At 60.2% G+C, this 20,050-nt stretch carries 28 protein-coding genes; 24 read left to right on the top strand and 4 right to left on the bottom strand.

The features are described from left to right. Positions 1-20 precede the first annotated feature (20 nt). The 5 genes from QOU61_RS27570 (at position 21) to QOU61_RS27550 (ending at position 4,366) form a co-directional block, all read left to right on the top strand. Positions 21-1,199: a hypothetical protein gene (locus tag QOU61_RS27570; RefSeq protein ID WP_289654363.1), complete on the top strand. Its 1,179-nt coding sequence runs from the start codon at positions 21-23 to the stop codon at positions 1,197-1,199. 59 nt (positions 1,200-1,258) lie between these two features. Next, positions 1,259-2,545, top strand: coding sequence for a PBSX family phage terminase large subunit (locus QOU61_RS27565; protein WP_289654362.1), 1,287 nt, complete (start codon positions 1,259-1,261; stop codon positions 2,543-2,545). 218 nt (positions 2,546-2,763) lie between these two features. Further along, positions 2,764-3,351 carry a hypothetical protein gene (locus QOU61_RS27560; RefSeq protein ID WP_289654361.1) on the top strand — a complete coding sequence of 196 codons (588 nt, stop codon included), beginning with the start codon at positions 2,764-2,766 and terminating at the stop codon, positions 3,349-3,351. A gap of 78 nt (positions 3,352-3,429) precedes the next feature. Then, positions 3,430-3,636, top strand: coding sequence for a hypothetical protein (locus QOU61_RS27555; RefSeq protein ID WP_289654360.1), 207 nt, complete (start codon positions 3,430-3,432; stop codon positions 3,634-3,636). 187 nt (positions 3,637-3,823) lie between these two features. Next, on the top strand, positions 3,824-4,366 hold the full coding sequence (locus tag QOU61_RS27550; protein WP_289654359.1) for a hypothetical protein: 543 nt from the start codon (positions 3,824-3,826) through the stop codon (positions 4,364-4,366). Positions 4,367-4,447: 81 nt separating this feature from the next. Here the strand turns inward: QOU61_RS27550 and QOU61_RS27545 are convergent, their stop codons facing one another. Both QOU61_RS27545 and QOU61_RS27540 read right to left on the bottom strand, forming a co-directional pair. Beyond that, a complete protein-coding gene (locus QOU61_RS27545; RefSeq protein WP_289654358.1) occupies positions 4,448-5,203 on the bottom strand; it encodes an RES family NAD+ phosphorylase in 756 nt (251 codons plus the stop codon). A 92-nt stretch (positions 5,204-5,295) separates the two neighbouring features. Further along, on the bottom strand, positions 5,296-5,682 hold the full coding sequence (locus QOU61_RS27540; RefSeq protein ID WP_289654357.1) for an MbcA/ParS/Xre antitoxin family protein: 387 nt from the start codon (positions 5,680-5,682) through the stop codon (positions 5,296-5,298). 238 nt (positions 5,683-5,920) lie between these two features. Between QOU61_RS27540 and QOU61_RS27535 the strand changes: the two genes are divergently transcribed. The 6 genes from QOU61_RS27535 to QOU61_RS27510 all read left to right on the top strand — a co-directional run bounded on the left by QOU61_RS27535 (position 5,921) and on the right by QOU61_RS27510 (position 9,498). After that, positions 5,921-6,250: a hypothetical protein gene (locus QOU61_RS27535; protein WP_289654356.1), complete on the top strand. Its 330-nt coding sequence runs from the start codon at positions 5,921-5,923 to the stop codon at positions 6,248-6,250. Positions 6,251-6,351: 101 nt separating this feature from the next. Continuing rightward, complete coding sequence (locus QOU61_RS27530) at positions 6,352-6,732, top strand: hypothetical protein (RefSeq protein ID WP_289654355.1); 381 nt, start codon at positions 6,352-6,354, stop codon at positions 6,730-6,732. A 10-nt stretch (positions 6,733-6,742) separates the two neighbouring features. Beyond that, positions 6,743-7,198: a hypothetical protein gene (locus QOU61_RS27525; RefSeq protein WP_289654354.1), complete on the top strand. Its 456-nt coding sequence runs from the start codon at positions 6,743-6,745 to the stop codon at positions 7,196-7,198. A gap of 7 nt (positions 7,199-7,205) precedes the next feature. Then, positions 7,206-7,541 carry a hypothetical protein gene (locus tag QOU61_RS27520; protein WP_289654353.1) on the top strand — a complete coding sequence of 112 codons (336 nt, stop codon included), beginning with the start codon at positions 7,206-7,208 and terminating at the stop codon, positions 7,539-7,541. Positions 7,542-7,708: 167 nt separating this feature from the next. Next, a complete protein-coding gene (locus tag QOU61_RS27515) occupies positions 7,709-8,788 on the top strand; it encodes a hypothetical protein (protein ID WP_289654352.1) in 1,080 nt (359 codons plus the stop codon). A gap of 122 nt (positions 8,789-8,910) precedes the next feature. Beyond that, positions 8,911-9,498, top strand: coding sequence for a portal protein (locus QOU61_RS27510; RefSeq protein ID WP_289654351.1), 588 nt, complete (start codon positions 8,911-8,913; stop codon positions 9,496-9,498). A gap of 140 nt (positions 9,499-9,638) precedes the next feature. On the opposite strand, the gene QOU61_RS27505 is transcribed toward QOU61_RS27510, so the two are convergent. Next, complete coding sequence (locus QOU61_RS27505; RefSeq protein WP_289654350.1) at positions 9,639-10,100, bottom strand: hypothetical protein; 462 nt, start codon at positions 10,098-10,100, stop codon at positions 9,639-9,641. A 380-nt stretch (positions 10,101-10,480) separates the two neighbouring features. On the opposite strand from QOU61_RS27505, the gene QOU61_RS27500 reads away from it, so the two are divergent. The 13 genes from QOU61_RS27500 to QOU61_RS27445 all read left to right on the top strand — a co-directional run bounded on the left by QOU61_RS27500 (position 10,481) and on the right by QOU61_RS27445 (position 19,822). Continuing rightward, positions 10,481-10,693 (top strand): hypothetical protein, encoded by a 213-nt coding sequence (locus QOU61_RS27500; RefSeq protein ID WP_289654349.1) that lies wholly within the window; start codon positions 10,481-10,483, stop codon positions 10,691-10,693. Continuing rightward, complete coding sequence (locus QOU61_RS27495) at positions 10,663-11,040, top strand: hypothetical protein (protein ID WP_289654348.1); 378 nt, start codon at positions 10,663-10,665, stop codon at positions 11,038-11,040. Before QOU61_RS27500 ends, QOU61_RS27495 begins: the two co-directional genes overlap by 31 nt. Positions 11,041-11,339: 299 nt before the next feature. Continuing rightward, positions 11,340-11,840 carry a hypothetical protein gene (locus QOU61_RS27490; RefSeq protein ID WP_289654347.1) on the top strand — a complete coding sequence of 167 codons (501 nt, stop codon included), beginning with the start codon at positions 11,340-11,342 and terminating at the stop codon, positions 11,838-11,840. Between the two features lie 525 nt (positions 11,841-12,365). Beyond that, positions 12,366-13,289 carry a hypothetical protein gene (locus QOU61_RS27485; RefSeq protein WP_289654346.1) on the top strand — a complete coding sequence of 308 codons (924 nt, stop codon included), beginning with the start codon at positions 12,366-12,368 and terminating at the stop codon, positions 13,287-13,289. A gap of 83 nt (positions 13,290-13,372) precedes the next feature. Continuing rightward, positions 13,373-15,031: a portal protein gene (locus QOU61_RS27480; RefSeq protein WP_289654345.1), complete on the top strand. Its 1,659-nt coding sequence runs from the start codon at positions 13,373-13,375 to the stop codon at positions 15,029-15,031. After that, positions 15,024-16,148 carry a DUF6883 domain-containing protein gene (locus QOU61_RS27475; protein ID WP_289654344.1) on the top strand — a complete coding sequence of 375 codons (1,125 nt, stop codon included), beginning with the start codon at positions 15,024-15,026 and terminating at the stop codon, positions 16,146-16,148. The genes QOU61_RS27480 and QOU61_RS27475 overlap by 8 nt, the downstream gene beginning before the upstream one ends. Then, on the top strand, positions 16,108-16,392 hold the full coding sequence (locus QOU61_RS37275) for a DUF4926 domain-containing protein (RefSeq protein WP_354142476.1): 285 nt from the start codon (positions 16,108-16,110) through the stop codon (positions 16,390-16,392). The genes QOU61_RS27475 and QOU61_RS37275 overlap by 41 nt, the downstream gene beginning before the upstream one ends. Positions 16,393-16,525: 133 nt before the next feature. Then, entirely contained in the window at positions 16,526-16,717 is a 192-nt protein-coding gene (locus QOU61_RS27470) for a hypothetical protein (protein ID WP_289654343.1), read from the top strand. A 241-nt stretch (positions 16,718-16,958) separates the two neighbouring features. Beyond that, complete coding sequence (locus QOU61_RS27465; protein WP_289654342.1) at positions 16,959-17,279, top strand: hypothetical protein; 321 nt, start codon at positions 16,959-16,961, stop codon at positions 17,277-17,279. Next, positions 17,251-17,628 carry a hypothetical protein gene (locus tag QOU61_RS27460; RefSeq protein WP_289654341.1) on the top strand — a complete coding sequence of 126 codons (378 nt, stop codon included), beginning with the start codon at positions 17,251-17,253 and terminating at the stop codon, positions 17,626-17,628. Before QOU61_RS27465 ends, QOU61_RS27460 begins: the two co-directional genes overlap by 29 nt. 349 nt (positions 17,629-17,977) lie before the next feature. Next, positions 17,978-18,160: a hypothetical protein gene (locus tag QOU61_RS27455; protein WP_289654340.1), complete on the top strand. Its 183-nt coding sequence runs from the start codon at positions 17,978-17,980 to the stop codon at positions 18,158-18,160. A gap of 164 nt (positions 18,161-18,324) precedes the next feature. Then, a complete protein-coding gene (locus tag QOU61_RS27450) occupies positions 18,325-18,966 on the top strand; it encodes a hypothetical protein (protein WP_289654339.1) in 642 nt (213 codons plus the stop codon). A 34-nt stretch (positions 18,967-19,000) separates the two neighbouring features. Beyond that, positions 19,001-19,822 carry a hypothetical protein gene (locus QOU61_RS27445; protein WP_289654338.1) on the top strand — a complete coding sequence of 274 codons (822 nt, stop codon included), beginning with the start codon at positions 19,001-19,003 and terminating at the stop codon, positions 19,820-19,822. A 16-nt stretch (positions 19,823-19,838) separates the two neighbouring features. Here the strand turns inward: QOU61_RS27445 and QOU61_RS27440 are convergent, their stop codons facing one another. After that, positions 19,839-20,048 carry a hypothetical protein gene (locus QOU61_RS27440; protein WP_289654337.1) on the bottom strand — a complete coding sequence of 70 codons (210 nt, stop codon included), beginning with the start codon at positions 20,046-20,048 and terminating at the stop codon, positions 19,839-19,841. Positions 20,049-20,050: the final 2 nt, after the last annotated feature.

Genomic DNA, 20,050 nt, shown 5'->3' with positions numbered 1-20,050 from the left:
AATGAGAGGAACATCACATAGTGAGCCAGTCAACCAGCCGCAATTTCGAAGCTTATGCCGCCGCCATCCGGGAGCGCGAGTCCAGCGGAGACTACAGGGCCGTCAACCGGGGCGGCTATGCCGGGGCATATCAGATGGGAAAACCTGCCCTGATCGATGCCGGATTTCTAGACAGGAACGGAAATTGGACAAGCTACGCCCAATCGCTGGGTGTCAATTCGTTGGAGGCATTCAAGAACAGTCAGCAAGCTCAGGATATAGCGTTCCGGAATTTCACAAGGAAGAATTGGGACTATCTGCGGAATTACAAGCACTACGTGGGGCAAACGGTTGGCGGAATACCGGTGACGATGTCCGGAATGCTGGCCGGGGCGCATCTGGTTGGTAGCGGGGATGTAAAAAGATTCCTGGACTCGAATGGCGCTTCTGTACCGCGAGATGGAAACAAGACCCTGGTCACCGAATACATGAAACGTTTCGGCGGATACGAGTTTGATTTCGACGCCAACCATAGAACTCCGGAGACCGGACGGGCTGAGGGGCATCCTTTCGACCCCTCCTTGGTAGCTAGTTCTGGCAATGCTTCTCGAACACCTTCGCTTTCTTTCCTGCAAGCATTTCAGCAATACCAACGTGCCGCGGGCCTTACATCGTCGAATGCGCTGGGCCCAGCGGCCGCTGACGTAACGGCAAACTTCGATGGTTTCGGTCCCTTCAATAAGGGCGGTTGGGCAACCCAGCTTCCGAGGTTGACCTATGCTGCGCGCGGTCAAGCGGCTCCGCAGGCCTCAGGCCCCGGCAGCAACGCGAACGCGCCGACCGACTCCGGCCCATTCGGCACCGGCGGACAATTTGTGCCAGGTTCGGCCACGTCATCGCGCCCGCTTTATGGGACGCAATCGCCCGTCCCGCCTCCGGATGGACCGACGTCGCCCGACGCGACCGACGACAGCAAGCCGGTGCGGCGTCTGGGTGCGCGCATCGGGGACAGACGCGGCGCGACCGTGTTCGATCTCGGAGCGCCAGCGGTGCCGTTCGTTCCGCAAAATCCGATTGCGCCGCCCAGTGGTCCCGCCACGTTCGACGAACGCTTTCAGGCTGCCTCGCCTTTGGCAAGCGCGACGCCGGCTGCCGCATCGCCCGATGACGATCTGGATGCGTTTCGCCGGCGATGGGCCAAGGCGTTCCTGGAGGCATGATGCAAATACCGCGTGATCGCCTGATCGCTTTATCGCGCATCTTTGAAAGTGACACGCCCTTGTCGACCCTGAAAATCCCGACCGCAAAAGTGTTCGAGCCGCTGCTTACATCCGCCCGCTACAAAGGCGCGTTCGGCGGCCGCGGCTCTGGAAAATCGCATTTTTTCGGCGAACTTCTGGTGGAGACCTGCCAGGCCGAGCGCGGCACGCTCGCGGTCTGCATCCGCGAGGCGCAGCGCACGCTGGCGCAATCCTCAAAACGGCTGATCGAAAGCAAGATCGCCACGCTCGGCCTTGGCCACCGCTTTCGCGTCTTCAACGACAAGATCGAGACGCCCGGCGACGGCCTGATCATTTTCCGCGGGATGCAGGACCACACCTCGGAATCGATCAAGTCGCTGGAAGGCTTTCGCGTCGCCTGGATCGACGAGGCGCAGACCTTGAGCGCGCGAAGCCTGGCGCTGTTGCGCCCGACCATTCGCGCCGCCGGCTCCGAGTTGTGGGCGAGCTGGAATCCCCGGCGCAAGTCGGACGCGATTGACGATTTCCTGCGCGCGCGCAAGCCCGACGGCGCGATCGTGGTGAATGCGAGCTGGCGTGACAATCCCTGGTTTCCCGATGTGCTCGAGGAGGAGCGCAAGCTCGACCAGAGACTTTATCCCGACCGCTACGACCATATCTGGGAGGGCGATTACGTGCGTGCGTTCGAGGGGGCGTATTTCGCAGGCCTGCTCGCGGAGGCGCAGGCGCAGGGCCGCATCGGCAAGGTTTCCGCCGATCCGCTGCTTCCCTTGCGCGCCTTCATCGATATCGGCGGCGCGGGCGCGAGCGCCGACGCCTTCGTGATCTGGATCGTGCAGTGGGTCGGCGCTGAGATCCGCGTGCTGGACTACTATGAAGCCGTCGGCCAGGTGCTGGCGTTCCATGTCAACTGGCTGCGCTCGCGCGGCTATCAGAACGCGATCCTCTATCTGCCGCATGACGGCATCGCCACCAACAACATCACCGGCAAGCGCTATGAGGATCATCTGCGCGAGGCCGGCTTCACCGTCGAGCCGCCGGTGAAGAACCAGGGCAGGGGGGCGGCGATGATGCGGATCGAGGCGCTGCGGCGTCTTGCGCCGCAGCTCTGGTTCAACGAACAGGCGACGGAAGCCGGCCGCGACGCGCTCGGCTTCTATCACGAGAAGAAGGACGACGTACGCAATGTCGGCCTCGGCCCCGAGCACGACTGGTCCTCGCACGCCGCCGACGCGCTGGGGCTGATGGCGATCTGCTACGAGCAGCCGGCGCGGACGGCCGGCTTCAACCGGCGGATCGACTATGCGGATCGGGGGTGGGTGTAGGCGAGAGCCCCCTCATCGACGGCGACGGCAGGTTTCAATAGCTGATCAGCCACAGGTTGAGCAATGGGCGGCGGCGAGGGAATTGACCGTGGCGCCGCAGCCGCTTTTCACACGGAAAGAACAACGGAGATCAATCATGTCATGGGAAGACGTCATGCGGCGCGTGCTGCCGCCTATCAAGGACGTGTCGCCTCATATTACCGGTCCGGCGGGAGCTTATGGCGCTGGAGAAAAGGTGGGAAGGCATCCTCCGTCGTCCATCCCTCATGGCGGAGTTGATTTCAACTACGCTGGCGGACAAATTTCGAAGTTCAAAAAATCATCCTGCGTTGCGACCGCCGGTCGATGGTATCGTTGAAAAGCGCGGCAGGGAGTGCGGTTGGCCGTATCCTCCGAAAATGTGGAGATCTAGCCTTATGTACAAGTTGCTACGAAGGGCGTTGATTGCCTTCTCGCTTCTTGCGGCATGTCTCGTCAGCGCCGCAGCATATAGTCGCTATTTTGACCCGCCAGGTGGCGCATTTTGCGGTGTGCGGCACGAGGCTATCGAGCTTCAAAATGTGAAGATCTGCCATTGGACAGGAGTGAGCTTGGAGGCACTAACTCTGCTCCGTACGGATGTGCGCCATACAGGTGATCCGAGCAAGATCCTCATCAAGTACACCAGCGGTATCGTTTATCAATGCTTTTGGTTCGACGATCGAGAGTTTGATTATTGGATCGACGGCTTGAAATCACCCGTTGCCGACGGCTGCTTGGACCGTCAACGCAATCTGATCATAACACGGAAGATCAAGCATGACTGACTACATTGGGCTTATCCAGGGTCGGCTGGCAACGTCAGACGCGGACATTCTGCCAGAAACATCAGGTCAGATGATGCCATGGACCCGCTAATCACCTGGATATTGGATCGCATCGCAGACCTGATTGCTTGGCTCATCCCGGGAAAATTTGGAAAGGGCTTGGCGTTCCTGGTCGCTTTGATTTTGTTCATCGCGATCATCTATCTGATGTACGGCGAGACAATTCAGAATTTTTTTGATGACTATTTCACTTGGAGGATATCGTGGGTTCAACACAAACAGTGAATGCTGCGCCCGGTGATCTGCCTAGAGAACCGTCGGGCCCGCTGGCGTGGGGTGCTCCGAATGCCATAGCTCGGATTCCTTGGACGAGTAAGGCGCCTGTGCGGCTACTTCAACGCCATCGCCCGCGGCGGTCGATGCATTTGGCGCGTCCAGCTTCGATCCCCCAACGGTCGCCGACGATCTGCCGGTGCGACGCCTGGGCCGAAGAACCTACAGCCAATCGCAGGGGTCGGCGTTTGCCGCCGGCGCGCCGGCAGCTCCAGCGCCGGTGCCCTCCCAGGGACCGCTTTCCCTCAAGGATGCCTATCTCGAATATCGGAGGAGGCTGGACGCCAATCAATCGCCGGCGTTGGCGATGGACGCGAACGCGCTACCAGCAACGCTTGTGCCTTCCGATGAACCGGATTTCTCAGGCGGCCTTCTCGGCCGGCTGGCCGCGATGGCGGGTTTCGATCCCCGAAGTCCGACCGTTGTTGATGCCAATCGCATTCGTGTCTTGAGCAGCCGTATCGCGCCACGCAACGGCGGCAGCGTCGGGTCAGCGGAGATTCCGAGCCAACTGGAGGCGCCGCCCTCTCAAACGAACCGTCTGGCGGGCCTCGTCAGCGGCCAGCCGATGCCGGATTTTCCCTTGCCTCCATCGGTCTGGGGTTTTTCGGATAGCTCCACATCAAGTGCGGACGACGGGCAGGATTGGTTCAACCGCTGGCTTCGCACTGTTCGGTCATGACAGCTTGGGGTGGCACCAACCCTGCGAAGCCGCATTGCCGCTTCGATCCTCCAAGGGTCTTGGACAAGACGACGGCCGCCGCTACCGATCCCACTTCAGCTTCGCGATCCGCCGATCGGCCGCAAAGGCGCGGCGGCCATATTCGATCGACAGGCGGGGGGCCTCGCACAAGGCGCGCGCGCCGCTGCTGTCGAGATAGAGCTTCCACGACATGCGCGCGACCGGCGTGCGCCTGGAAAACACCTTCGGGCCGAGCAGCGCGAGATTGCTGCGTCTTTCCGGATCGCGCACCGATCGGTAGCGGATCACGTCGAAGCCCACGGTGCGCGCCAGATCAGCAAAGACCTGCGAGGTCGAATAGTCCGTGCGGTGATAGAGCCGCCGGTCCTCGGAGAAGGGCTTTTGCGTGATGTCGCTGGCGCGGCCCGAGCGGAACGAGCACGCAAACGCGCTAAACTCGCCGGCGTTGGCCGGCCACGGCGTATCCGGCGACTCTGCGTAAAACAGCAAGCGATGAAACGCGGTTTCGGCGATCGCGGTCTCCGGATCCTCGGACGCGTAGAACACGCCCTCCACTGCGAAGGGCCGCCGAAAGCGCGAGCCATGCGGGTTGGTCGAACTATAACGAAACGGGGTCGCGAGCAGGAAATCGAGCTCGGCACAGTCGCGCGGGAACGGCGGCTTGGTTTCCTCGATCAGATCCTCCAGCACGCGCTGCTCGGCCAGCGTGTCCGTGAGCTTCATGGTCGAGATGCGGTGCTGCGCCTCGACGACGCGCCAGCATCTTTCGTTGAGCTTCACGGCGCTCGCTTCGAGGTCGGCGGCGGCGAACGGCATGCGCCGCCTGTCTTCTTTTCCGGGCATGGCGTCGGCTGTTGGCTCTGTGCCGGTGCGACGGCGGGAGAGGGAACGATGGCGCGCGGCAGATCTCAGATCGGTGCGCGCCTGGAGTCGAGATAGTGGATGACGTCGAGCAGGCCCTGCACCTTCTGGATCAGCTCGATCGGCCGGCTTTGCAGCACGGTGTTCTCGTTCTTCAGCCAGGCGCGCGCGACACTCTCGTCGCCGCCCACGATCGCATCCAGCGAGCGGTAGAGGCGGATGAACAGCGCGGCGAGCTCGAACGCTTTGCCGCCGCCGCGCTCCAGCACAAAGGACCCGCTGCGCATTCGTGAGACCACCGCCTCGGAGACGCCGATGACGGAGGCGAGCACCTTCTGCGAGACGTCGAGCTTGTCGGCGGCGCGGATGGTGGCCTTGGTCAGCACCGCGCCTTCCTGGACCACGGCGGGACGAGGTTTCGGCTTTGCGGGCATGCTATTTCTCCAGAAATAGATGTTATCCAGTATTTCTAAAGAAATCAATGCGCGATCCAAGGCTTGACAGAGTTCCCGTTTTGTTCCAGTATGGACATTCGTGCGTCAGCGATCCGGGGAATGCATGGTCTGTCGACATGATTTGAGCGCGTGGCTTGCGCGGTCAATCGGCGCTGTCGGCATCGCGCTCCTGTTGGGATCTTTGTGCACGACCGCTGCAGCCGCGGGCGACTATGTCGTGACCTATGCGATCGACGCCAACGGCAAGACCGATACGGGAAGGGTCGATAGCTGTACGTACACTGAGACATGTCATATCGAGTCGCACGCGATCGGGCTATCGATTTCCCTGACCTTCATCCGACCAGACCATGCGTCGATTGATCTGGAAATGGAGGGGCCCACGGGCTGCTGCTATTCCAGCGATGCAGCCGAAACGATTCATTTGGAAACCAAGCCGGGCTTGCGCCGCGTCCCGATGTATCGCGGCAGGGAGCGCAGGCGCAACGAATTCGTCCGCAACGAGCGGTTTGGCGTTCTATATCTTCAATTTTCCAACTTGCGCTAGTCGGCCGTATGTGTCGGAAAACGACTGTTGCGGCAGAAAAATCGCGAGGGGACGAGACGTGATGAAGTTTGCAGCAGTAGCGGTTATCGCCACTTTTTTTGATGAGTGCGCCGGCCCTCGCCGAAGATTACAGCATCGACTACGCGATCGGGCTGCGAGGTGCCGAGGACACGGGTTCTGCAGTGTGCCAGTTTGGCCGACGATGCACGATAAGCGTCAAAACACTGAAGCTGAAGCTGGGCGTCTGGTTGCTCAACAACCGAGCGCAGGCTGACCTGAATATGGATGGTGAAGCGAATTGCTGCCTTTTTGAAGGTGCCGTTCGCAGGCTGAGTGTCCAACCTCAACAAGAACTCCTGCGGCTACGGCTCTTCGTCGGCGAGGAAGCCAAAGGACTCGAATTTATTCAGAACGAGCATGTGGGCCGGCTCTATCTGAAATTCCATCTCCGGCCCGACCGTGTTTTCCAGAAAGAGACTTAGGTAACGAAATATGGCGACGATTGAGAAACAGCCGTCGCTGAGATGCGACGCGCGCCTACGGCTTTTGCGTGTAATCGGAGCGGTGCTTCTTGCGCTCCTGCTCTCGATGTCTTGCGCGGCTGCGGGCGACTACGTCGTGACCTACGCCATCGACGCCGACGGCAAGATCGATACGGGCAAGATCAATAGCTGCCGATACGCAAAGCCATGCGACGTAAGTGCGGCTGGCTTGATTTTGTCGATGTCTCTTAAATTCGCTCGCCAAGACGAGGCCTGGCTTGATCTTTTTGTCGTGGGACCGCCGAACTGTTGCTACTCCGCCGACGCAAAGAGAACAATTCAGGTGAAGGTAACGCCTGGTCTCATGCGTGTGCCGATCTATCAAGGCAGGTTGCGCAAAGGAAACGAGTTCGTCCGCAACGAGCGGTTTGGTGTGCTTTATTTCGAATTTTCCGACCTGCGGTAAGCGCTACATGGAGATTGCAGAGAAGATTCCGACATTGACCTTCGACAAGCGTCTGGTGTCTTCCATGCTCACGGTCGGAGCTGCAATCATCCTGTTCCTTCTGTCGGTGAGTGCGGCGGTCGCGGGCGACTATATCGTGACCTATGCCATCGACGCGAACGGTAAGACCGATACGGGAAGGGTCGATACCTGCATATACGACCAGAGATGTGAAATAACGTCCGCGCGGACTGGATTGCTTCTCTCCCTGAGACCCAGGTTGCCGCAGGACGAGTGGGTCAAGGTGGAGGTCAGTGGCCCACCCGGTTGCTGCTTTTCCGACGATGCGACAACCACAATCTAAAGGCCACGCCGGGTGTTTTGCGCGTGCCGATGTATCGCGGCAGGGAGCGCAGACGCAACGAATTCGTCCGCAACGAGCGGTTTGGCGTTCTATATCTTCAATTGTCCGACTTGCGCTAGGCGGCGCAATTCCGCGCAGCGACGAGCATGTGAAGAAAGCATTACAATATGTCCAACGAAAACGGTGTCATACAGCAATCGCCCCTGCTTCCGCCGAACGCTCCGACGATCACCGAGACAGATCGCGCACGCATCTACGCCATCATCGGCAAGGAGCTGAACAACATCCTGAACGGGCCGGCATCTTATTATCCCGACAGTGTGAAAAAGGACTCGGTGGATCTGACATCTGAGCTCCAGAGCTTCATCGGTGCAGTCACCAGTTTGAAAGGGGTAGTCAACGACCCGACAGGAATTTTGGAAAGTGCCGTGCGCGATTTGAACGAGTTCGCAAGTACGTTCAAGAACAGAACGAGCGACGACGTCGAAGCGATGTGGAACAACGAGGACGACAAGAGAGATCAAAGGATAAGGTTACCCGATAGCATCGCGCCGACTACCGAAGACCACAATATCATATACGTGGATCCGAACCCCGATCCGTTTTTTCCGCCACCGAATCCGGTCGCGCCTCGAAAGGAACGGAGTGTGTCCAGCGGATCACCGAGCGCTGTAGCTACCAATTCGATCGGCGCGAATGCGTATCAGCAATCAAGCTCAGCGGACGCCAATACGACGCGCTACCTGCGCGGCCGCGTCATGGGCAAGTCTGACCCAGGCGTTCCCGTCGCGCCCATGTCGATGCCGCTTGCGGGGCCACTTTCGCTCAACGATGCCTATCTTGAATATCGAAGGCGATTGGACGCCGGCCAACCGCAGGCGTCCGCGGTTGACACCGAGGCGGCAGCAGCGCCGCTCGCCGGCAGACCGGAGGCATCCGTATTCGATAGGGCTGCTCCGGCCGCGCCGTTTGTTGCGCCCAACAATCCCTTCTTTCCCGATCGCTTTGGTTCGTATGGCGGTCGCGCCGGAAGCGGGCCTTCTTCGGCTGACGCCGGCGCGCCACTTGCGCCGTACATGACCACATCATTACCACAGCCGGCGCGGCCGCTTGGCCTCTTCAGCGGCCAGCCGATACCGAACTATCCCGTGGGGCCGCCGATCTTCGGCGTCGACGACCGATCCGAAGCTTTCCGCAAGGACGCCCAGGATTGGTCCGATCGCGTGGTCAGGCCTTACCTTGATTAGTGACGAGAGCAGGGCGGCCGGCGCGCCGTCGTCTCGTCGCCCTTGTCAATTCGAACGCCCGAGACCTCGGTTTTACGCCGCGCGTGCCGCAAGGACTCGAGGCCCAACATATTGAGAATTTCATGCCCAAAATGTCTACCTCTGACCTCAAGGCCATGCTCGCTTCCGAGAAGGCCAATGCGCTCGCGGCAATGTCGGCCGCGCGGCTCGCCGAGGAGCGCGCCGACGCCATGGACTATTATCTCGGCGACATGCGCAAGGACATGCCGGCGCAGGACGGCCGCTCGCGCGCGGTCTCGACCGACGTCGCCGACACTATCGAAGGGTTGATGCCGCATCTGATGGATATCTTTGCGGGATCAGATGAAGTGGTCCGCTTCGAACCGGTCGGGCCAGAGGACGAGGCCGCGGCCCAACAGGAGACCGATTACGTCAATCACGTCTTCATGCAGCAGAACGGAGGCTTCATGGTGCTCTACTCCTTCATCAAGGACGCGCTGCTGTCCAAGGTCGGCATCGTGAAAGTGTGGTGGGAGGAGCGGGAGGAGGAGAGCAGCGAGACCTACTACGACCTCACCGACGACCAGTTCGCGCTGATCGCGCAGGCAGTCGCGGAATCCGGCGGCGCCATGAAGATCGTCGCGCACACCGTGCACAATATGGCTGAGGCGCTGGAAAATGGCCCTGACAAGCCGGAAGCGACGAGCTGACGGATTTCGGACGCGCGCCTTCGGCACGCTTGCGCTTCGCCAGCGATGGAGAGGCGATTGACGATGTTTTCGTTTTGTTCTATCGTTCGTTCGAAGTGTCAGACATAGAACCCCAAGCTTTCCTGCCGGACGCCGAGCGTTTATTTCATGCCTGATCGACGCGGCAGCAAGACCGACGTCCGAGCCGTCGCGCCGCGAAAGTCTTCGCAGGCCGCATCCATTGGCGGCGGCGTAGGCAAACGAACGGCAAGTCTTTCAGCGCAAGACATCATGATCGCAAGAATGGCTGGAAGGCTGTGAGCATCTTCGACGTCCTGGTTGACGGCGTCGGATTTCAGGCAGCGCGACTTGTGCTGCCGATCGTGTCGTTTGGCAGGATACACGTCGAGCCGCGCAATTCGGCCTCGAAGGCGTTCAATACGTTCGGCTCTCGACGCGATGAAAACGGGCGAATAGAGATCGAGTCGTCCGTCGCGCGCAGAGCAGGAATATTCGTCAGTCTCATCGCAAGTTCTGATTGCCTGGCGCGCGATGGGCCCATTGTGGGGGCCGGAGGTCATCAACGTTGGCGTTGCGGATGGCTTTGCCGCTTCGCCGCGCAACACAGTCTTCCGGGTTCCAGGCACGGACAATCGCGCTCGGCTTCTGCTGATCGACTTCAGGACACATGAACCCCGGATGTTGGGCATCAAGGACTCGACGCTGCTTTATCCCTATCTTTCGCAGGATGGCGACCGGTTGCTGTTTGTCCGCTATCGCGCCGGTCAAGTCGGCGGCGAACTTGTTTCATGCAGCACTGATGCTCTCGATTGCAAGGTGATCTTCAGAAGTGAGACGGAGGGCATCAGTAGTCCCGTCGAGATATCCCGTGAGCGCATTCTCTTCCTCGCGAGCCCTTACCGGCGCGGCGCCGGTGCCGTTTCTGCCCTCGGCACCGCCGGTTGCTCCTCCCTTGCAAGAAAAGCCCAGTGGCCTTCTCGGCATGATGATCGACGCCGGCCTGATCGATCTGGCCAATCCCGACGCGCCGCCCGCTGGCGGCCTTCCCGGCATGATCCTGGAATACATGCGCAACAATTATTCGCTCGACCGCGAGCCGGTGCCAACAGGCAGGGTGCATCTGCTACAGTCACCGGCTGCGCAAACGTTGCGAGGAGATGAGAAGTGCCTGCCCTTTTTTTCGCTGTCGGCGTGATTGCTTTCATCTGGTCAGCCGTCAAATCCCAAATCGTCTACTATTCGGTGCGAGACTCGTTTCCTCCCCAGTTTCAGGACGATTTGAACGCGCGCTACGCCTTTTCCGTGTACGCGCTGATGCCTTCAACGCCGTTACCGTTGCAGGCGGAGTATATGAAGTCTCTGTGGGGCTTTTGCGTAAGCTTTCTGTGTTTTTCGCTCGGCTGCTTTTCTATGCAGAACGTCGTCCTCGGCTGCTTTCTGCTTATTGGTTTTATTCTAGTCGTTTTCTCTACATTCAAGTCCTGGAGAACCTACAAGGAAAACTGCAACCGGGCTTTGATGAAATCTAATGAGGAGCATTAATGACATCAGGGACGTACTTTGGAGGCACTCTTGGTTCGCTCTGGGGAATCGGAGGTGGGCTGTACATCGACAGTCACGGAAGGATCTATCCTCAGCTTTACGGAGGCACGCCCGGATTGGGTCTTTCCGCTGGATACACGCCCGATCTCGAGGGGCTCCTGACGGGGACATCGGTTTCAGGAAACCTTGGAACTGGGGCCGCTAAATTCAACCTGGGTGGAAGCGGTAGCGCACCTGGTGTTGGGGTGGGCATCGGAACACCTGGTGTTGGCGTGACGCAGGGATACGGTCCGCTAGAATTGTCAGACGATTTCTCGCAGCCTTGGGCGAAGACGCAGGTCCGGGACTCCGCGGCTGCGGCCGGCGTTCCCAGCAGAAATAATGTCTGGGAATACGACTATCCGAGTCCGACCGTTCCCAACCTGCAAGCGCCTAGCCAATCGTCGACGCAGTTCGTGCCGACGGGCAATGCGAATCCCATGGCCGATCTCGCGCGCCGTATCGCCGTGCTCACGGGCAACGCGCCTGCCACGGCATGGCCGACAGCTTCACCGCAGTCTGCCTTCGGCAGTGCGAGCAGCAGTCAGCCTTCGCCTGATGTGTTCAATTCCGGCGCCGCACCGGTGCCGTTCCTTCCTTCCGCACCACCGGTTGCTCCTCTTTCGCAGGAAAAACCCGGCGGGCTTCTCGGCATGATGATCGACGCCGGCCTGATCGATCCGGCAAATCCCGACGCGCCACCCGCTGGCGGCCTTCCGGGCATGATTCAGGAATATCTGCGTAACAATCCGCAGCGTTAGCTGCTGACCGGCGGACCGCTGCGGCGGGCGGCCCGCATTGTGCGACCACCACTCACCGCCACCTTCAAAATGAGCTCAATGAACATGGTTATCCCCCTGCTTTCCCGGCAGGCGCCGGCTCCGCTTGCGCCGCCGCCTGTCACCCACGACGTCACCATCGTCACCACGCGCAAGCTCGCGCAGGCGCGCGTGCTGGGCGTGCCGCCGGAGGAGTTCGGCGTCGAGCGCGGCGCACGCAGCATTCGCGAGGATTATGATGGAGGGATATTTTGGTGCTTCTCTTCAGTGCGTCCAAAAACGCGGACAAACAGGATAGCAGAGAAGTACACAAAGACCCCGGCAATACCAATCAGGATTCCCCTAGGCCCGAGATATAGGTACCAGAGGCCACACCCAAAAATGACTGCAAGTACGTTGAGAGCCATAGTCTTCAAACAGCCTACAGCTCCGTTGTCGAGAGATTTCTGCTGCACGGCCGTCTCGTTTGCGTCCTAGTCTAGCTCAAGTGTCAGGATTGAACGAAGAATGGCAAACTATAGTTTGTTAGGGCAACTGCTCGCATCGATCGGTAAATATGAGGTAGGTAAGTATCTTTCGCAATACGATCCACCTCTCCGCGATGATATTGTTCACGACGGTCTTGTCGGAATTGGAAAAACGTGGGGAGGCATCCTGGGAACGACAGCAGGCATAGTTGGAGGAGAAGCGATAGCAGGCCCGCCTGGTGCAATTGCGGGCGGATTTGCCGCGGGACTTGGAGGCGCTCTTGCTGGTGCGTGGGGCGGTCACGGCGCATATCTCGAGGGCCTGCTTGTAAGGGATATTCTCTCGCATCCGGAGAACTGGACCGTCGATGCCGCAGGCGCGATCGTGCCAGCGACGCAGAGCCCGGACCTTTCGTCGGGAGGCGCCAGGTCGGTCGGCGAGGGGGCAAGCACGATCACTTCTCCGGCCCTGCCCGGAGGTCCCGCGTCAAGCAAGGTCTTTGTTCGCGATTCCGCTGCTGCCGCTGGTGTCCCCAGCCGAAACCACGTCTGGGAATATGACTATCCGAGTCCGTCAACTCCCAACCCGCTAGCGACCGGACAATCGTCGACGCAGTTCGTGCCGCCTGGCAATGCGAACCCGATGGCCGATCTCGCGCGCCGCATCGCCGTGCTCACGGGCAACGCGCCTGCCACGGCATGGCCGACAGCTTCACCGCAGTCTGCCTTCGGCAGTGCGAGCAGCAGTCAGCCTTCGCCTGATGTGTTCAATTCCGGCGCCGCACCGGTGCCGTTCCTTCCTTCCGCACCTCCGGTTGCTCCTCTTTCGCAGGAAAAACCCAGCGGGCTTCTCGGCATGATGATCGACGCCGGCCTGATCGATCCGGCAAATCCCGACGCGCCACCCGCTGGCGGCCTTCCGGGCATGATTCAGGAATATCTGCGTAACAACCCGCAGCAGTAGCTGCTGACCGGCGGACCGCTGCGGCGGGCGGCCCGCATTGTGCGACCACCACTCACCGCCACCTTCAAATGAGCTCAATGAACATGGTTATCCCCCTGCTTTCCCGGCAGGCGCCGGCTCCGCTTGCGCCGCCGCCTGTCACCCACGACGTCACCATCGTCACCACGCGCAAGCTCGCGCAGGCGCGCGTGCTGGGCGTGCCGCCGGAGGAATTCGGCGTCGAGCGCGGCGCGCGCAGCATTCGCGACTGCAACTACTGCTTCCATGAGGTCGTCACCAAGACCGAGGCGCAGTTGATCGACGAGGGCTTTGACGCCGCCCAGATCCGTTCGCTGACCGACTACACCGGCAACACCGAGATCGAGACGCTCGCCCGCGATACCGTGGATGAGCATTTCTCGACTGGCTCGGACGCGGCGAACCCGGCCGCGCGGCTGGTGCGCATCACCGAGCACTATGTGCGGATGGATTACGAGGGCAACGGCCGGCCCTGCCTCTACCAGGTGATCACCGGCGGCGACCAAAGCGAGATCCTGCGCCAGAACGGCAAGGATTGCATCACGCCGTTCGACGCCATGCCCTTTGCCGCGACGACGCCAGTGCCGATAACGCACCGCTTCTTCGGCCGCTCGATCGCCGATCTCGTGATGCCGTTGCAGCGGGAAAAGACCGCGCTCAAGCGTGGCGCGCTCGACAACCTCTACCTCCACAACAATCCGCGCGTGGAGGTCGCCGAGCAGAATGCCGGGCCGAACACGCTCGACGATCTTCTGGTGTCGCGGCCGGGTGGGGTGGTGCGCACCAAGACCGCCGGCGGGCTGAACTGGCAGGTGGTGCCCGACATCACCACGTCGATCTATCCGATGCTGCAATATCTCGACGCCGAGCTCGAGAGCCGCAGTGGGCTTTCGAAGCAAAGCCAGGGTATCGATGCCAATGCGCTGCAAAACCAGTCGGCGACCGCGGTCGCGCAGGTGTTTTCGGCCTCCCAAATGCGCATCAAGCTGGTCGCGCGCATCCTGGCCGAAGGCGTGCGCGACATCTTCGCGCTGCTGCACGGCACCATCCGCAAGCACGGCCAGCAACTTCAGACCGTGCGGCTGCGCAATTCGTGGATCAACGTCGACCCGCGCAACTGGAAGACGCGCGACGACATGACGATCAATGTCGCGCTCGGCTCCGGCGGCAAGGCGCAGCAGTTCGCGCAGATGATGGCGATCGCCGACGTGCAGAAGCAGATGGTGGCCGCCGGCAAGGTCAACATGGTCAGCGACCGCGAGCTCTACAACACCGCGGTCGAGCTGACGCGGATCATGGGCCACAAGAACGCCGATCCCTTCTTCAATGATCCGACCGCGATCAATCCGCAAACCGGGCAGTTGCTGCATCCGCCCCCAGTGCCGCTTTCGCCGCCGCCCGACCCCAAATTGCTGGCGGTGCAGGTGCGCGCGCAGATCGATCGGGCAAGAACGGCGCAAAAAGCGCAGCTCGAGCAAGAGCGCGCGCAGGCCGATGCCCTGCACCAGCAGGTGAAGCTGCAGGCCGAGATCGAGCTTGCGAAGATCAGGGCAGGGCTCGACGGCAAGATTGCGCTGCTTGATGCGCATCTGAAGGCCGCAACCGAAGCGCAGAAGACGCCGCGTCCATATCCGCCGGGCGCACGAAAGGCGAGAGACGGCCACCATTACGTGCCGGACGCCAGCCGACCCGGCAAATATCTGCTGGTGCTCCACCATGCCTGATTTTTCGCTGGTGCCGGTGGATCATCAGCCGGAGTTTGAAAATGTCTCGCTCGTCCCCGTGGAGCATGATCCGTTCGGCGACGATGGCGTGACGCAGCCGGTGCAAGGACAAGCACAAGCGGCGCCGACACAGACGGCACCGACATCGCCTCAGCCGGCGCAATTTCAACCGCAAGGTCAGACGCAACAGCCGACCACGGGAGCAAGTCAATCCAGCCCACCGACGCTTGGCCTGCAAACGACAGAGCCCGCGAAGCCTTACCAAAATGCCCTCATGGCGGGGGCCGATGACTTCTTCAGGTCCATCCCTCGCGGAATCGTCTCTGGCCTGAATAATGCGGGGAGCGCGTTGGCTCGCGCCACGCAGGCTGAGATGGGGCAAGACGTGGACGCGCCGACCCCAGAGCAGGGGATGGAGATTCTTGAGAAGAATGTAACCCGACCATTGCACAGGCCAGAAAGCCGACCGGGCAAATTCGGTGCATCTGTCGGGGAATTTCTCGGCAACCCCGCTTCCTATCTGGTGCCCGGAAGCTTGCCCGTCAAAGCCGGAACGGCTGTGCTGGGGGGCTTGGGGAGCGAAGCTGGCGGTCAACTTGGTGAGGGAACGTCTCTGGAGCTGCCTCTCCGGATCTTCGGCGGCGTACTGGGTGGCCTTGGTGCCGCCAGGTTAGCATCTGCGGGCAAGGTGAAGCCGCCGACGGTTGCAGGTGAAGGCATTCCACGGTCTGAAGTCCCTCCCGGGGTTCCCGCCGTAGCGGATGGAGTTTTACCGGGTGCGAACGATGCGCGCAGTGTCGCCGAACAGAGCGCCGCCAGTGTGGCCGACAAGCTGGAGCGCTATCTGCTCAATCCGGATCACTCAGATGGTGGCCCAAAGGCAAATTGGTTCAGACGAGCGCTCGGCTTCAACCGGGAAAATGCTGCAGATCTTGCAAAACAATTGGTGTTCGATGAATCTCAGGCGGTCCAAACCAATGTCACACAACACGGAACGAAATTCGATCAGATCATCAACGTGACTGGAGCCAACGGCCGCACGATCCCGATTCGCACGACTTGGATCATCTGGCCGGATGGCGTGCCACGACTCGTCACAGCGCTGCCAAGGAGTTAGATCAATGCTAAAGGAATATGACGTCATTAGACTGAAACGAACGACGCCGGAGATTCCGCTCCCGGTGGGCACCACGGGAACCGTCCTGATCGTGCATGCGGCCGACCCGCCCGCCTATGAGGTCGAGTTCATGGACGGAGAGGACTCGCTGGGGGTCCACACGGCTTACGCCGATGACCTGGATCTAATTTGGCGAGACGGTCATTGGTATGTCTCGGACCCGAAACGGCTGGGAAATTCCTGATGGTCGTTCATCATGCCTGACTTCTCCGGCGTCGGCGGACCATCAACCGGATTTCGAGACGTTTCCTCCGTTCCCGCGGAAATTGGATTGAGGTGAATGGCGACAGACACATTCCAACAGAGGGAGAGTAACCATGGGTAACAAAGCAAGCCACAATCCATCTGTCTTCAAATTGCTTGATGGCGACGTCCGCGTTTGGGTTGAGCCGGAAGAAGGCATCTACTTGAAAGCCGCTGAAGGGAGCGACCCGGTCGAACTCACGAAAACGATGGCAAAGCAGTTGGCGGCTGTACTGCTAGAGATGGCTGCTCAACTGGACGACTAGCCGCAAAGGAGGCGCTTCCTGCAGCGTCTCACTTCGAGCGGCTCGTCAGGGCGTGTCCTCGATCTGTTGCTGCCTTCAAGAACTTTTATGAGAATGCAGCAAGCGAGAATCCATCCAACCTGTGAGAGCCGCAACCGCGCTGGCGACGCTGCCGCAACGCGCGATCGAGTTCGAGCCAGAAACCATATCAAAAGTGGAGTTCGACAAGGTTTGGGCAAAGGCGACCGCGTGAATCGATTTCGTGCTGCTGCGCGGCACGATCCGCCGACGCCGCTTCAACCGGTGCAGACTCAACCGCAAAGCCCGCCACAATAGCCGCCAACGGGAATCCCTCAACCTGATGTTGGCGCGCCGGCGATGGCGCGATGATCGGGAGTTGCGCCACGCTGGCGGCACGACGATCGAAAGGCCATTGCCATCCGAGCCGCAGATCAGCTTCGCAACCCGATTGCGGTATTCGAAGTGGCGCGAAAACGTTGATCTTCATCCACTCGCGGGCATCGCCGGACTATCCATCGTGCCCACGACGTCGCTTGACCGCGACGCCGATAACGGAACATGACGAAATCAAAGCTACCAAGGCGCAGCAGGACAACAGACGGAGCGATATGATGACTGACGAGGCAAGCCTCAATGGGACGGCGACACGCGGCGTTCGCGCGCAGGAGTTGCTGGACAGCGAACTATTGGCCGAAGCCTTTACGACCCTCGAGGCAAACTATATCTCCGCTTGGCGCGGCACCGCGATCGACGACGTCGCGGCGCGCGAAAAACTGTTTCTCGCCATCAACATCGTCGGCAAGGTGCGCGATCACCTTGCGAGTGTTGTCGCCAACGGCAAGCTGGCGCAGGCGGAATTGAAGGAGCTTGCGCTGGCGGCCGAGCGGAAGAGGCGGTTCGGGATCTTGTGAGCCGTCGCAACGGGGACATGAGACTTTTCGCTTCACAGTGACCGGTCGATCTTGAGCCGACGAAAAGCCTGAATTCCCCGTTCGTGCCGGGCGATGCGCGGTGTTGGAAGGGACTCAAGCGCCGCCGAATTTGCTTCGTCAAAACAATTGACACGTCGGGCAAATCACCGGCATTGTCTCATCGTCGCACGTGAAGAACCCGCAACCGAGAGATCGGTAGCGGGCTTTTTGTTTGAGCGAAGAAGGCTGGCATCACAGGCCTTCGCCGACCCCTCGATCGCGCGCTCCCTTGTGACGATGACGGCCCGTGGTACCCCATGCTATGCTCGACACAGAGCAGGGGAGGCCGATGTCAAATCCAAGAGATGTCATCTACGCCGCGATCCAATCCGCCTTCGTCAAATATCCGAGGGAAGACGATCCGTCCTGGAGCGACCACTGGATCCAGCCCGAGGAAAGCGCGCACCTCACCAAGGCCGTGATGCTGGAACTGGAAGCCAACGGCTTTGAGATCGTGAGGAAGAGCGGCTGACGTCCAGACGCTGCGGTCGCTCTTTCGGCGTCTCGGGTATCGGGATGGCATCTCCACGCCTGGCGCGGGTCTGCGGCAACGCGGACCTTTGACATTGTTCATGATATGTTCTATGGGAACCATAGCGCGAGCGGCCGTGCTCGTGTCACAGCTGAGGCTTTGGCATGGGCAATTTTGGTAACGATGACGGCCTGATATCGCCTCGTGTGCGGGTTGGTTTGGCCATTGCCCAATACCTCCTGTGCATCGTCGCGCTGGCATCCTGGTATGGCGAGCCGCTTTTAAGATTTTCGATGAGGGGAGCCGCCGATCGAATTGTGCATCTCTACCTTCTTGCCCTCGCCGTTCTGCTCTTTCTTCTTCTCGGGGAGCTGTTTTTTCGCCGGTGGAAAGAGTGCGCAATTCTCATAATCCTTGTGGCGGCTGCGTTGTTGCCAATCTATGGCCCGAGCAATCCGCCCCGTTGGCTCTATGTCGCGGCGTTCCGCCATCATGTTTCGCCGATCGAGCGATATCTATCGCAATGCAGGCTGATCGAGTTTGCCGAGAACGGCACGACGCAAAGGCTCGGAAGATGCGAAAGCTTCGACGTCCATGGTGTAGCAGCGCTCAACATCTTCTACGACTCAACCGGAGAATTTGCGCTGCCACCATCGCAACGGACGCCACAATGGAAGGCGGCAATGCGACGCTTTTCGCCGCACACGGTGCTTGCCGATTCTGAGGGACGCGCGCGGGATCTGTTTGGAAACTTCTTCGAGATTTTGATTTCGTCTACCGAATTCGACGGAGACGACGAACGATAAGTACACCGTTCGGTTGGATGGAGTTAACACGAGAATGTCAGACGATGTGTTTTATGTTGGCGCGATAAACGGAAATGGCCAATTCACCGGCTATGTTCCTGCTAGGTTTCTCATGCGCGAAGGCATGTACGTGACCGACCCGACGCCGGGCGGTTCGCAGCAGGCCTACCTCTATTCCGACGGCTTGGGTAACAACAAGACGGACGGGAAAGCCGCAAATCCGAACAATTATCTAGTCGTTCCTGCTAACTACACGGAGGAGCAGGCTAGGAATTTTGCGGCTAAGGTCAGCGATACTTGGTACGGGGTGTATCCGGGTGACGAGACCGGGACTCATGGACCCAACCAGGCGCTGATGAGTATGGCCGACGCCTTTGCACAAGGTGGGCCGCAGGACTTGCAGCGGCATCCTCAATGGGGAGTACCGAAGGGCTCCGTCGTTCCAGCGTTCGTCGGGAGCGCTTCGAACCATTTGGGGTATGTGACGGGTTTGACGCCAATTCCGATGGCGCTGTCAGAAGTGGGCGGCGGGGCGGCCAACCTGTTTCACTACCTGCGCGGCGATCCAAACATCGACGTTGGCGGGCCTTATTGGTTGTCCAGGCAGAATCACGCGAATATCGCACAAGGCTTTGCCGCTGGCCTCGCTGCCCGCAGGCCACCTGCGCCGTTCATTGACGATGGTTACGGCAGCGGACAACAACCTGCTGCGGACCAGATCGGTGACGGCAATGGCACCGCATCTTTTGCCGGCTCGCTCGCGGGCGTCAATTCGGACGAGCCTACGCCGCCAACCTGGCCGCCGCAGTCGAAGGCGCCAATCCGATATCTCAGCTCGCGCGTCGTACGGTACTGATCACTATCGTTATTGGTCATGTCGAGGACGATGACTTCGAGCAGAGCGCAGGGATCGCCGTTATGTCCGGCGTTGATGCGGCGTCGAACGAAAACTGTCTTGAATCGTTGTCGGCGTTTTGCTGGCCTGGCCGTTCGCGCAGATCGGTCTGATCGCCGCGCAGGCTCAGTACTTTACGGGCGGACAGCCGGATTGCGTGGCCGTCGCGGGTGAACGCTTCCTGCATAC

The sequence above is a fragment of the Bradyrhizobium sp. NP1 genome (genome assembly GCF_030378205.1).
GTDB lineage: Bacteria > Pseudomonadota > Alphaproteobacteria > Rhizobiales > Xanthobacteraceae > Bradyrhizobium.
This window is presented reverse-complemented; position numbering and strand designations above follow the sequence as displayed.